Origin of the sequence: Pseudomonas oryzihabitans (genome assembly GCF_006384975.1) — a bacterium.
GTDB lineage: Bacteria > Pseudomonadota > Gammaproteobacteria > Pseudomonadales > Pseudomonadaceae > Chryseomonas > Chryseomonas psychrotolerans_B.
Map to the genome: position 1 here is coordinate 3427876 of NZ_CP021645.1, position 13065 is coordinate 3440940.

At 67.7% G+C, this 13065-nt stretch carries 11 protein-coding genes; 6 read left to right on the top strand and 5 right to left on the bottom strand.

Going from position 1 to position 13065, the window contains the following annotated elements; all coding sequences use genetic code 11:
• Window positions 1-39: 39 nt before the first annotated feature.
• The 5 genes from CCZ28_RS15410 to CCZ28_RS15430 form a co-directional block, all read right to left on the bottom strand.
• Complete coding sequence (locus CCZ28_RS15410; protein WP_140219339.1) at window positions 40-1365, bottom strand: MFS transporter; 1326 nt, start codon at window positions 1363-1365, stop codon at window positions 40-42.
• 327 nt (window positions 1366-1692) lie between these two features.
• A complete protein-coding gene (gene dgoD / locus CCZ28_RS15415) occupies window positions 1693-2841 on the bottom strand; it encodes a galactonate dehydratase (RefSeq protein ID WP_058761681.1) in 1149 nt (382 codons plus the stop codon).
• A 114-nt stretch (window positions 2842-2955) separates the two neighbouring features.
• Entirely contained in the window at window positions 2956-3582 is a 627-nt protein-coding gene (locus CCZ28_RS15420; protein ID WP_140219341.1) for a 2-dehydro-3-deoxy-6-phosphogalactonate aldolase, read from the bottom strand.
• On the bottom strand, window positions 3575-4528 hold the full coding sequence (locus CCZ28_RS15425; RefSeq protein WP_140219343.1) for a 2-dehydro-3-deoxygalactonokinase: 954 nt from the start codon (window positions 4526-4528) through the stop codon (window positions 3575-3577). Before CCZ28_RS15425 ends, CCZ28_RS15420 begins: the two co-directional genes overlap by 8 nt.
• Entirely contained in the window at window positions 4525-5319 is a 795-nt protein-coding gene (locus CCZ28_RS15430) for an IclR family transcriptional regulator (protein ID WP_140219345.1), read from the bottom strand. Before CCZ28_RS15430 ends, CCZ28_RS15425 begins: the two co-directional genes overlap by 4 nt.
• A gap of 161 nt (window positions 5320-5480) precedes the next feature.
• On the opposite strand from CCZ28_RS15430, the gene phoB reads away from it, so the two are divergent.
• The 6 genes from phoB (at window position 5481) to CCZ28_RS15460 (ending at window position 12723) form a co-directional block, all read left to right on the top strand.
• Window positions 5481-6170, top strand: coding sequence for a phosphate regulon transcriptional regulator PhoB (phoB, locus tag CCZ28_RS15435; RefSeq protein WP_058761685.1), 690 nt, complete (start codon window positions 5481-5483; stop codon window positions 6168-6170).
• 20 nt (window positions 6171-6190) lie between these two features.
• A complete protein-coding gene (gene phoR / locus CCZ28_RS15440) occupies window positions 6191-7504 on the top strand; it encodes a phosphate regulon sensor histidine kinase PhoR (RefSeq protein ID WP_140219347.1) in 1314 nt (437 codons plus the stop codon).
• 55 nt (window positions 7505-7559) lie between these two features.
• The gene (locus tag CCZ28_RS15445; protein ID WP_140219349.1) at window positions 7560-9308 is read left to right on the top strand and encodes a sensor histidine kinase; all 1749 of its coding nucleotides are present in this window, start codon (window positions 7560-7562) and stop codon (window positions 9306-9308) included.
• A 106-nt stretch (window positions 9309-9414) separates the two neighbouring features.
• A complete protein-coding gene (locus tag CCZ28_RS15450; RefSeq protein ID WP_140219351.1) occupies window positions 9415-10764 on the top strand; it encodes a sigma-54-dependent transcriptional regulator in 1350 nt (449 codons plus the stop codon).
• 168 nt (window positions 10765-10932) lie between these two features.
• A complete protein-coding gene (locus tag CCZ28_RS15455; protein ID WP_140216570.1) occupies window positions 10933-12240 on the top strand; it encodes an MFS transporter in 1308 nt (435 codons plus the stop codon).
• Window positions 12241-12414: 174 nt separating this feature from the next.
• The gene (locus CCZ28_RS15460) at window positions 12415-12723 is read left to right on the top strand and encodes a hypothetical protein (RefSeq protein ID WP_140219353.1); all 309 of its coding nucleotides are present in this window, start codon (window positions 12415-12417) and stop codon (window positions 12721-12723) included.
• The last annotated feature ends 342 nt before the right edge of the window (window positions 12724-13065 follow it).

Here is a 13065-nt window from a genome sequence, read left to right on the forward strand (position 1 = left end):
TGGCAGAGCGCCGCAGACAGGCGCTCCTTTTAGTCGCCCTTATTCGGGCAGACGTTCCACCTTGCCCACTACCAGGCCGTAGCAAAGGGCACCGACCAGGGCGGTCACGCCGATGAAGGCGATGGCCGGGGCGAAGCTGCCGTCCTTGACCAGGAAGCCGATGACGATGGGCACGCAGATGGCCGACAGGTTGCCGATGAAGTTGAACATCCCGCCGGTAAGACCGATCAGCCGCTCCGGGGCCATGGCCGAGACCAGCGACCAGGTGATGGACGCCAGGCCGTTGCCGAAGAAGGCCAAGGCCAGGCAGGCGATGATCAGCGCCGGGGAGTCGACGAAGTTGGCGCCGACGATGCTGGTGGAGATCAAGAGGCCACCGATGATCGGCAGCTTGCGCGCCAGGCCCACGGAGGCGCCGCGGCGGATCAGCCAGTCCGACAGCAGGCCCGAGAAGATCACCCCGAGGAAGGCGGCGAGGAACGGCAGCGAGGCGAGGAAGCCGGCCTTGATGAAATCCATGCCGCGATACTTCACCAGGTAGGTGGGGAACCAGGTGAGGAAGAACCAGAGGGTGGAGTTGAGGCAGAACTGGCCGAGGTAGATGCCCCACAGCTTGCGCTTGTTGAGCACGCTCCAGAGGTCACGCCACTGGAAGGCGGCGCGGCGGCGATTCTTCTGCTCCAGGTCGACCAGACCGCCGCCCTGCTGGATCAGCTCGACCTCGGCGGCATTGGCGCCGCGAAAGTCCTTGGGCTCGCGATAGACGAGGAACCAGATGGCCGCCCAGAGGATGCCGACACCGCCGGTGACGACGAAGACCATGTGCCAGCCGAAGGCCTGCTGCAGATAGATCAGCACCGGGGTGAGAAAGGCCAGGCCGACGAACTGGCCGGAGGTGTAGAAGCCAATGGCGGTGGCCCGCTCGCGCTCGGGGAACCAAGTGGTGACCACCCGGTTGTTGATCGGATAGGCCGGGGCTTCCAGGGCGCCCACGGCGAGACGCAGGACGATCAGGCCGATGAAGCTGCCGACGAAGCCGAGGCCGATGGTGGCCAGCGACCAGAGGGCGATGGCCACGGGATAGAGGATGCGCGGGGCGACCTTGTCCACCAGCCAGCCGCCGGGAATCTGCATGGCGGCGTAGGTCCAGCCGAAGGCCGAGAGGATCAGGCCCATGTGCACCGGCTCGATGCCCAGGTCCTGGGCCAGGTGCGGAGCGGCGATGGAGAGGTTGCTGCGGTCGAGATAGTTGATCACCACGGTGACGAACAGCAGCACCATGATGAAGAAGCGCGCCCGGCTGGGCTTGGCCAGGGTCGGCGCGGCCGTGGCCGCTGCGGCGGCGGCCTGGGTGGGGATAGGCATGGCTCGGGTCCTGTAGTTGGCGTTGTGGCGAGCGTTGTGGGTATCTGAGGGTCAGGGTGTGGCGGCGGCCCTCTCCCTAGCCCTCTCCCAGAGGGAGAGGGGATGGTCGGTGCAGTAGTCGAGTCCGTACTCCTGCTCTTGCCTCCTCTCCCCCTGGGAGAGGGTTGGGGTGAGGGGCCAGCGGTGCATGACAGTTATCGATGGCGCTGCTTTCCCTCTCCCTAGCCCTCTCCCAAAGGGAGAGGGGATGGTCGGTGCGGTAGCCGAGTCCGTGCTCCTGCTCTTGCCCCCTCTCCCTCTGGGAGAGGGTTGGGGTGAGGGCGCTCCTTACCACTCGGCGAAACTGCCGTCCTTGTGCCGCCACACCGGGTTGCGCCAGCGATGGCCGATGGCCGCGCGTTCCTTGACGAATTCCTCGTTGACCTCGACGCCGAGCCCCGGCCCCTGGGGAATCTTCACGTGGCCGTCGCCGTAGTCGAACACCTCGGGATTCTTGATGTAGTCCAGCAGGTCGTTGCCCTGGTTGTAGTGGATGCCCAGGCTCTGCTCCTGGATGAAGGCGTTGTAGCAGTTGGCGTCCAGCTGCAGGTTGACCGCCAGGGCGATGGGGCCGAGCGGGCAATGCAGGGCGATGGCGACGTCGTAGGCCTCGGCCATGTTGGCGATCTTGCGCGTCTCGGTGATGCCGCCGGCGTGGGAGGGATCGGGTTGCAGGATGTCGACGTAGCCTTCCTGGAGGATGCGCTTGAAGTCCCAGCGCGAATACAGCCGCTCGCCCAGGGCGATGGGCGTGTTGCTCATCAGGGCGATTTCCTTGAGCGCCTCGTGGTGCTCGCTGAGCACCGGCTCCTCGATGAACATCAGGCGGAATTGCTCCAGCTCCTTGACCAGCACCTTGGCCATGGGCTTGTGCACTCGGCCATGGAAGTCCACGCCGATGCCGAAGTGCGGCCCGCAGGCTTCACGGATGGCGGCGACGTTGGCGATCACCTGGTCGACCTTGTCGTAGGTATCGACGAACTGCATCTCTTCGCTGGCGTTCATCTTGATCGCGGTGAAGCCCTTGGCCTGGCGCTCCAGCGCCTGGGCCGCGGTCTCCGCCGGGCGATCGCCGCCGATCCAGGAATAGACGCGGATGCTCTCGCGCACCTGGCCGCCGAGCAGTTCGTGCACTGGCACGCCCAGGGCCTTGCCCTTGATGTCCCACAGCGCCTGGTCGATGCCGGCCAGGGCACTCATGTGGATGCCGCCGCCACGATAGAAGCCGCCGCGGTAGAGCACCGTCCAGTGGTCTTCAATGTTGCGCGGGTCCTTGCCGATCAGGTAGTCGGCCAGTTCGTCGACCGCCGCGGCCACGCTGTGGGCACGGCCCTCCAGCACGGGTTCGCCCCAGCCGTGGATGCCCTCATCGGTCTCGATCTTGAGGAAGCACCAGCGCGGCGGGACGACGTAGGTGGTGAGTTTGGTGATCTTCATGGTGTGGAGTCTCGACGGTAATTATTGGAATCGAGGGGATTGGGCAAATCGCGGTCATGGACCGCTCCTACGGAGGCACCGGGTATCTGTAGGAGCGGTCCATGACCGCGAGCTTTAAGCGTTCTTTACCGCCGCCCATCCGGCCGCGAAGGCCTGAGCATTGGCGCTCACCTGGGCCGCGGTCAGGCCTGGCTTGTACAGCGCCGAGCCGAGGCCGAAGCCGTTGGCGCCGGCCGCCACGTAGGGGCCCATGTTGTCCGGGGTGATGCCGCCCACCGGTAGCAGCGCCAGTTCCTTGGGAAAGACCGCCCGCCAGGCCTTGACCACCGCCGGCCCGAGTTGCTCGGCGGGGAACAGCTTGAGGCTGTCGGCACCGGCGTCGAGGGCGGCGAAGCCTTCCGAGGGGGTGGCGACGCCCGGCGCGCTGACCAGGCCGGCGGCCTTGCTGGCGCGGATCACCACCAGGTTGGCATTGGGCGAGACGATCAGCCGGCCACCCGCGGCATCCACCTCGGCCACCTGGGCCTCGGTGAGCACGGTGCCGGCACCGATCAGGCAATCTTCGCCCAGCTCGGCGGTGAGCCGACGGATGCTGTCGAAGGGCTGCGGTGAATTGAGCGGGATCTCAATGACGCGAAAGCCGGCGTCGTAGAGGGCGCGCCCGACCGGGACGATCTCGTCGGGGGTGACGCCGCGCAGGATGGCGATCAGCGGCAGGTCCTTGAGGTAGGTATCAAGCATGGGAGCCTCCAGAGGTGGGCAGCAGGCCGGCGGCCTGGGCCAGGCGCCAGAGCCCGGCGCGGGTGGCCTGCTCCAGCAGGCGAACCTGGTGGATATCGAACAGCGCCAGGGCATCGCGGTAACGCTGGCAGAGCGCCGCGTCGCCGATCAGCACCAGGGGTGGACAGGGAGCGCCCGCGAGGGCGGCGACCTGGCTGCGCAGCTCTTCGCCGATCAGCAGGCCGGACAGATAATCGAGGCTGTGGGCGGCGCTCAGCTCGCCGGCGAGCACCCGGCTGCGGGCGGTGAAGAGGCGGCCGAACAGGCCCTCGGCGCCGGCGTCCCGCGCCGTGGTGAGGCCCAGGCGGAAGGCTTCGGCACCGGCTTCAGGACCGGCCTCGGCGGCCGGGCGCCCGAGGATGGAATGTTCACGCAGGACGGCGAACAACTCGCCGGTCATATAGGTGGCGAAGTCGGTCAGGCGCCCGTCGCGCACCCGCACCCATTTGCTGTGGGTGCCGGGCAGCACCAGCAGGGCCTCGGCGGCCAGGTCCGGCTCCAGTTCGAGGGCGCCGAACACCTGGGTTTCCTCGCCACGCAGGACGTTGGGCAAGGCGCCGCGCTGCATCACCCCGGGGACCAGATGGAGATCGCCGCAACCGCTGTCCAGGCGCAAGAGGCCGGCGGCCAGGCTGTGCACATCCGCCGGGCAGTCGGCATAGGGCACCTCGCGCCAGCCACCCCGGCTGCCGACCATACCGCAGGCGATGGCCGGCAATTGCGGATGGGCCTCGCGCCAGTCGCCTACCAGGGTGCGATAGGCCGCGGCGAAGTCGCCATCGGGCACGTGCATGATGCCCCAGGGCCGGCTGCGGGTGTCCAGCACGGCGCCCTGGGCGTCGAGCAACTGGGCCCGCAGGGACGAGGTGCCCCAGTCGAGGCCGATGAGGTGCGGGGTGGCGGTCATGCAGGGCTCCAGCCGAGTTCGCGGGAAATGGCCCGGGCGCAGGCGCTGACCTCGGGCTGTAAGTCATGCAGCCGCGCCTCGGGCATGTAGGGGATGGCACTGGCCACGCTAAGGGCGGCGACGATGGCGCCGTCGGCGCCGCGGATGGGCGCGGCCACGCAGCGGATGCCCAGTTCGTTCTCTTCCAGGTCCAGGGCGTAGCCGTCGGTGGCATAGCGGCGCAGCCGCGCCCGGTAGTCCGCCCAGGGCAGGAAGTCCTCGCGCAGGCCGGGCTGCCCGGCACGCTGCGCCACGCCTTCGCCATAGAGGGCTTCCCACTCGTCTTCCCCGAGATCAAGCATCAGCGCCTTGCCGACTCCGGTCAGCGCCAGCGGCATGCGCAGGCCGACCCGGGATCTCATCTCCAGGCCGCGACTGCCCGGCAGCTTGTCCAGATAGAGCACGTCGCCACCCTCGCGCACCCCGAGGTGCACGGTATCGCCGCAGCGCTGGGCCAGGCGTTGCAGATGGGGACGGGCCACACCGGTCAGCGGCAGTTGCTCGCGAGCCTGGTAGCCGAGGGCGATGAGGTGGCTGCCGAGGATCAGTCGCCCGCCATCGCTGCGCAGGTAGCCGGCCTGGGTCAGGGCGGCGACCAGGCGATGGGTGGTGCTGCGGGTGCAGCCGATGGCGGCGCCAACCTGGGCCAGGCTGTCGGCGCCGGCGGCCACGGCTTCGAGTACCGCCAGGCCGCGAAACAGCGCCTGGGCTCCGCTGGGCGCTTCGCCCTTATTGGAATTGTTGTCGTTCATGGTGCCTTCACTCTAGAAGCCTGGTAGAGAAATCTCAATATGTGAAACACAATCCCATATTGTGGGATTTATAAGAGATATGACAGCCTTGTCACATAGCTGCAATATTGTCGCTATCTAATGCACGGCACATTGCAAGGACTCGAGAGGCAGAGCGCTCCATGACGGGTAAATCCATCCTGATCGTCGACGACGAGGCCCCCATTCGCGAGATGATCGCCGTGGCCTTGGAAATGGCTGGCTATGAATGCCTGGAGGCGGACAACAGCAAGGACGCCCATGCCCTGATCGTCGATCGCAAGCCCGATCTCATCCTGCTCGACTGGATGCTGCCCGGCACCTCCGGCCTGGAGCTGGCCCGCCGGCTCAAGCGCGACGAGCTGACCGACGCCATCCCCATCATCATGCTCACGGCCAAGGGCGACGAGGACAACAAGGTCCAGGGCCTGGAGACCGGCGCCGACGACTACATCACCAAGCCCTTCTCGCCCCGCGAGCTGGTGGCGCGGCTGAAAGCCGTGCTGCGCCGCACCGGGCACCTGGAGAACGACGGCCCGCTGGAGGTCAACGGCCTGGTGCTGGACCCGGTCAGCCATCGGGTGACCATCGACGGCACCCCCGCCGAGATGGGCCCCACCGAGTACCGCCTGCTACAGTTCTTCATGACTCACCAGGAGCGCGCCTACACCCGCGGCCAGTTGCTCGACCAGGTCTGGGGCGGCAACGTCTACGTCGAGGAACGCACCGTGGACGTGCACATCCGCCGCCTGCGCAAGGCCCTCGGTGAGACCTACGAGAACCTGGTACAGACGGTGCGCGGCACCGGGTATCGCTTTTCCACCAAACTCTGACCGCGCAGGCCACCGCCGCCGTGAACATCAACTGGCGCTCCCGTCTGGCCACTCAGCTGTCGACCGTGGTCGCCGGCTGCGCCCTGGCCGGCTGGCCGTTCGGCCATGTCGGCCTGGCGGTGGCGCTGGGACTGGCGGTCTACCTGGCGATCACCCTGAGGCACCTCCTGCGCCTGCATGCCTGGCTCTTGAACGAGACGCCCGGCGCGCCGCCGGAAGCCGAGGGCCTGTGGGGTGACGTCCTGGATCGCCTCTACCGCCGCCAACGCAACGAACAGCGCCAGCGCGAGGAATTGCTCGCCGTGATCGGCCGCGCCCAGGCTTCCACCGAGGCCCTGCGCGACGCCATCATCCTGGTGGATCGCCACGGCAACCTGGAATGGTGGAACCGCGCCGCGGAAACCCTGCTGGGCCTGCGCCAGCCGCAGGATCTCGGCCAGCCCATCACCAACCTGGTGCGCCACCCGCGCTTCGCCGACTACTTCGTCAGTGGCGACTACGGCGAGCCCCTGGAGCTGTCCTCGCCGCTCAACGACGACCAGTACCTGCACATCCTGGTGACCCGCTTCGGCGAGGGCGATCGCCTGCTGCTGGTGCGCGATGTGACCCGCGTCCATCAGTTGGAACAGATGCGCAAGGACTTCGTCGCCAACGTCTCCCACGAATTGCGCACTCCGCTGACAGTGATCGCCGGCTACCTGGAAACCTTGCTGGACAATGCCGACCACGCTACCCCGCGCTGGCGGCGGGCGCTGGGGCAGATGCAGCAGCAGGCCGGGCGCATGCAGCACACCATCGACGACTTGCTGCTGCTGGCGCGCCTGGAGGCCACCGACTACCCCGCCGACAATCGTCCGGTCGCCCTGGCGCCACTGCTCGGCTCCATCCTGCAGGACGGCCGCGCCCTGTCCGGCGCCGTCGGTCATCGCCTGAGCCTGGATTGCGAAGCCGACCTCGCACTGCTGGGTAGCGAGACCGAATTGCGCAGCTGCTTCTCCAACCTGGTGTTCAACGCGGTCAAGTACAGCCCCGCCGGCGGCGAGGTACGGGTGCGCGCCTGGCAGGACGCCAACGGCGCCCACGTCGCCGTGCAGGACACCGGCCCCGGCATCGACGCCCGTCATCTGCCGCGCCTCACCGAGCGCTTCTATCGCATCGATGCCAGCCGTGCCTCCAGCACCGGCGGTACCGGCCTGGGTCTGGCCATCGTCAAGCACGTGCTGATCCGTCACCGCGGCGCGCTGGACATCCACAGCGTGGTCGGCGAGGGCAGTTGCTTCACCTGCCACTTCCAGGCCGAGCAGATCGCCCGGCCGGCCGCCATCTCGGCCTGAGTCCTCTACTGGCGGCCGTGCTATCGTCCGGCCACCCCTGCCACGGTACCCCTCGATGCCCCCTGCCCTGCGCCTGCTGCCGGTCCTGTTGCTCGCCCTGCTCGGCGGCCTGCTGGTCAGTGGCCTGGCCTGGCAGCACGCCGAGCGGGCGACCCTGAACGACGCCAGTCTGGTCGGCCAGGAGCAATTGCGCCTGCACGCCAGCGGCCTGCAGACCCTGATCGACCGCTTCCGCGCCCTGCCGGCGGTGCTGGCCCAGGACCCCGAGCTGATCGCCGTCCTTACCACGCCACCCGACGCGGCCGCCACCGAACGGCTCAATCTCAAGCTGGAACGGCTCAACGCCGCAGCCCAGTCCTCGACCCTGGAACTATTGGATCGCACCGGCCTGGCCATTGGCGCCAGCAATTGGCGCCTGCCCGTCAGCTACGTCGGGCACAACTACAGCTTTCGCCCCTATTTCCGCGAGACCCTCGCCGGCGGCAGCGGACGTTTCTATGCGGTGGGCGTCACCACCGGCATTCCCGGCTACTTCCTCTCACATGCGGTGCTGGACGCCCAGGGCCGCTTTCTCGGCGCGGTGGTGGTCAAACTGGAATTTCCCGTTATCGAGGCCCGCTGGGGCGAGCATCCCGAGGTACTGCTGGTGAGCGACGCCCGTGGCGTGGTGTTCGCCGCCAACCGGCCCGACTGGCGCTATCGCCTCCTGCGCGAGCTGACCCCGGCCGATCACGCCGAATTGGCCACTACCCGCCAATACGACCGCCGCCCCCTACGGCCGCTGGTCCACCGCGAACGGCTGGCCCTGGGCGAGCAGCGCCAGGTGGCGCGCATCGAGGCCCCGGAAGGAACGGCAGACTACCTGTGGGACAGTCTGCCCCTGCCCAGCGAAGGCTGGACCCTGCACCTGCTCCGGCCCACCCGCGACCTGCCAGGCGGCGGTCTGGGCGCGGCGCTGGCCGCCGGCTGCGCCTGGTTGCTGCTGGTCTGCGCGGTCCTGCTGCTGGTGCAGCGCCGTCGCCTGCAGCGCCTGCGCCAGCGCAGCCGGGCCGAGCTGGAGCGCCTGGTGGAGGCCCGTACCACAGAACTCCGCACCGCCCAGGACGGCCTGGTCCAGGCCGCCAAGCTGGCCGCCCTGGGGCAGATGTCGGCGGCGCTGGTGCACGAACTCAACCAGCCGCTCACCGCCCAGCGCATGCACCTGGCGAGTCTGCGCCTATTGCTGGACCACGACCGACTGGACGAGGCGCGCGCCGCCCTGGAACGCCTCGACGCCCTGCTCACCCGCATGAGCGGTCTCACCGGCCACCTCAAGACCTATGCGCGCAAGACCCCCGCCGGCCTGCGCGAGCGGGTCGACCTGGCGCTGGTAGTGGATCAGGCGCTGGAACTGCTGGAGGCGCGGCGCGCCGAGGTAGGCGCCGAACTGGTCCTGGACCTGCCGCAACCGGCCTGGCTGCTGGGCGATCCCATCCGCCTGGAGCAGGTGCTGGTCAATCTGCTGCGCAACGCCCTGGACGCCGTGGCCGAGCGCCACGCGCCGCGGGTCCTGGTCAGCCTGCGACGGGACGGCGACAGCTGGCAGCTGGAGGTGGCCGACAACGGCGGCGGCATCGCCCGCGAGCACCTGGACCAGGTGTTCGATCCCTTCTTCACCACCAAGCCGGTGGGTGAAGGCCTCGGCCTGGGGCTGGCCGTATCCTCCGCTATCGTCCAGGCCCAAAGCGGGCAATTGACGGTGACCAATGGGGTCGAGGGCGCCATCTTCCGCCTACGCCTGCCAGTCGCCCCCGAGCCGAGCTAGCGCACCCGGGTCGTCTGCCTTGCCTGCTGGCGCTATCCGCGGAAGACTCGACCGCCTGGCGTCGTTAGGGCAAGGTAGCGGCGCGTAGGCAGTGAGAGGAGGCCCGATGCAAGCCCAGGTTTATCTGGTCGACGACGAAGCCAGCATCCGCGAAGCGGTGCGCCAGTGGCTGGAGCTGTCGGGGCACCAGGTGCGGCTGTTCGCCCGCGCCGAAGAGTGCCTGGCGGCGGTGACCCCGGACTTCGCCGGGGTAGTGGTCAGCGACGTGCGCATGCCCGGCATGGACGGCCTGGCCCTGCTGGAACGGTTGCAGACCCTGGATCGCGACCTGCCGGTGATCCTGCTCACCGCCCACGGCGATGTCGCCCTGGCGGTAACCGCCATGCGCCAGGGCGCCTACGACTTCCTGGAAAAACCCTTCAGCCCCGAGGCCTTGCTGGGCGATCTCGGGCGGGCCCTGGAAAAGCGCCGCCTGGTCCTGGAAAACCGCCAGCTGCATCGCCAGGTCGACGACCAGAGCGCCCTCGCCCGCCGCTTGCTGGGGGTCTCTCCCGGTATCGTCCAACTGCGCCAACAGATCCTCGACCTGGCGCCGACACCGGTGAACGTCCTGCTGCGCGGCGAGACCGGCAGCGGCAAGGAACTGGTTGCCCGCTGCCTGCACGACTTCGGCCCACGCGCCGGCAAGGCCTTCGTCGCCCTCAACTGCGCAGCCATTCCCGAGCAGCTGTTCGAGAGCGAGCTGTTCGGTCACGAGAGCGGCGCCTTCACCGGTGCCCAGGGCAAGCGCATCGGCAAGCTGGAATACGCCAACGGCGGCACCCTGTTCCTCGACGAGATCGAAAGCATGCCCCTGGCCCAGCAGGTCAAGCTCCTCCGGGTGCTGCAAGAGCAGCGCCTGGAGCGCCTGGGCTCCAACCAGAGCATCGCCCTGGACCTGCGCATCGTCGCCGCCACCAAGCCGGACCTGCTCGAAGAAGCCCGCGCCGGCCGCTTCCGCGAAGACCTGGCCTATCGCCTCAATGTCGCCGAGCTGCACCTGCCGCCGCTACGCTCCCGGCGCGAAGACATCCCGCTGCTGTTCGACCACTTCCTCGCCGCCGCCGGCGCGCGCCTGGGGCGTCAGGTCACCCCGCCCGGTGCCGCGCGGCTGGCCCAGTTGCTCGGCCATGGCTGGCCGGGCAACGTCCGTGAACTGGCCAACGCCGCCGAACGCGAGGTGCTCGGCCTGGGCGCGCCCGCACCCGCCACTCTGACTGCCGCTAGCGGCACCTCCCTGGCCGACCAGCTGGAAGCCTTCGAAGCCCAGTGCCTGCGCGCCGCTCTGACGCGCCACGGCGGTGAGATCAAGGCGGTGATGGACGAGCTGCAACTGCCCCGGCGCACCCTCAACGAGAAGATGCAGCGCCATGGCCTGGTGCGCGCTGATTTCCGCGACGGCCCCGAAGGCGACTGACGGGCGCTAGGCGGAAATCCGCTCATCGCCACGTGGCGTTCGGCGGTCTTTCGCCGATCCGGCACCACCGAACCCAGTAAGGACGCGGCTCCACGGCCTGGCACGCCCCCTGCAATCGCTCTTGTCGACGCTTCGCGCGCTTGATAACAACGACAAGAGGAATCCTCTGTGGATAGCACCGCTACCCTCGCGGCCGGCCAGGCCGCGCCCAAGACCACCTCGCAACGTATCAAATCCATCTTCAGTGGTTCGGTCGGCAACCTGGTCGAGTGGTTCGACTGGTACGTCTACGCCGCCTTCTCCCTGTACTTCGCCAAGGCCTTCTTCCCCCAAGGCGACCAGACCGCCCAGTTGCTCAACGTCGCCGCCATCTTCGCCGTGGGCTTTCTCATGCGACCCATCGGCGGCTGGCTGATGGGCCTCTACGCCGACAAGGCCGGACGCAAGGCCGCGCTGATGGTCTCGGTGATCATGATGTGCGCCGGCTCCCTGATCATCGCCCTCACCCCCAGCTATGCCAGCATCGGCGTCGCCGCACCGGTCATGCTGGTCTTGGCGCGCCTGCTGCAGGGCCTCTCGGTGGGCGGTGAATACGGCACCTCCGCCACCTATCTGAGCGAGATGGCGACCAAGGAAAGCCGCGGTTTCTACTCCAGCTTCCAGTACGTCACCCTGATCTCCGGCCAGCTCCTGGCCCTGGCCACCCTGATCGTGCTGCAGCAACTGCTCACCGTGCAGCAGCTGGAAAGCTGGGGCTGGCGCATCCCCTTCGTGATCGGTGCCGCCTGCGCCGTGACCGCCCTCTACCTGCGTCGCGGCATGGAGGAAACCTCCTCGTTCAAGAAGTCCGAGAAGCCCAAGGAAAGCCTGATGCGCACCCTGGCACGGCATCCCAAGGAGTTCTTCACCGTGGTCGGCCTGACCATGGGCGGTACCCTGGCCTTCTACACCTACACCACCTACATGCAGAAATACCTGGTCAACTCGGTGGGCATGAGCAAGACCGACGCCACCTCCATCTCGGCGGCCACCCTGTTCCTGTTCATGCTGCTGCAACCCCTGGTCGGCGCCCTCTCCGACAAGATCGGCCGGCGCCCGGTGCTGATCGCCTTCGGCGTGCTAGGCACCCTGTTCACCTATCCGATCCTGACCGCCCTGGGTAGCGTCACCAGTTGGTGGGGCGCCTTCGGCCTGATCATGGTGGCGCTGGTGATCGTCAGCTTCTACACCTCGATCAACGCCGTGGTGAAGGCCGAGCTGTTCCCCACCGAGATCCGCGCCCTGGGTGTCGGCCTGCCCTACGCCCTGACCGTGTCCATCTTCGGCGGCACCGCCGAATACCTGGCCCTGTGGTTCAAGAGCATCGGTATGGAAAGTGGCTACTACTGGTACGTGACCGGCTGCATCGCCTGCTCGCTGCTGGTCTACGTCTTCATGAAGGACACCCGCGACCACTCGCGCATCGTGCACGAGTAACCGCTCGTCCCGAGGCGGGCCTCTCGGTCGCAAGATTCGGCCGTCCGGCCCGCCCCCTCTTTGCCTGGGCTTTGGGGCACGCCATCGTAGTGTCACCGGCAGCCGTCGCATCGGCCGTTCTTCCGGCCAATGTGGCGAGTTCGCCCCCTCCTCCCAAGCCCCGGTTACACACTCATGGAAATCGACTACGGTCCCAGCTATGCCAAACTGGGTCTCCAGTTCCAATACCAATGGAGCACCCTGCTGCGCGATGCCCTGAAGAAGCACGGCATCACCGACGCCCAGGCCAAGGCCATCTGCGGCGACTTCGCCTTCGACCTCTCCAAGCTCATCGACGAGTCCGAGATCCAGGCCGACGGCATCTCCTATCGCCCGGTGATCGCCTTCACCGAGGACGAGGAAACCCTGCTGGTCCAGTCGGCCGAGTTCGACTACCACGAAGCGGCCTACGCTACCGCCGCAGCGGCGTTCGAGAAGAAGTAAGCCGGACGGGCGCTCGCGTGCGCGCCCTCACCCCAGCCCTCTTCCCCAGGGAGAGGGGGTTGTCTGGAGCGGGAGGCGGGCTTCCCCTCCAACGCCAGGCTTCACAGGTATTTTCAGAGTTACCGCGATAGCGAACTCTTCGCTCCGGACCAGGGCTGAAGCGCCAGGCGATACTCCACCACATCGCCCCGCTCCGTACCGCCCCCTCTCCCTCCGGGAGAGGGCCGGGGTGAGGGCAAACCCAACGCCATAGCCATTTCAGTCCCCAGCTATTTCCTACTAGCCAAGTCCAGACTGAAAACCCGCAAAACTCTCGTTCCAGAGCTATCGCCAAGCCAAGAC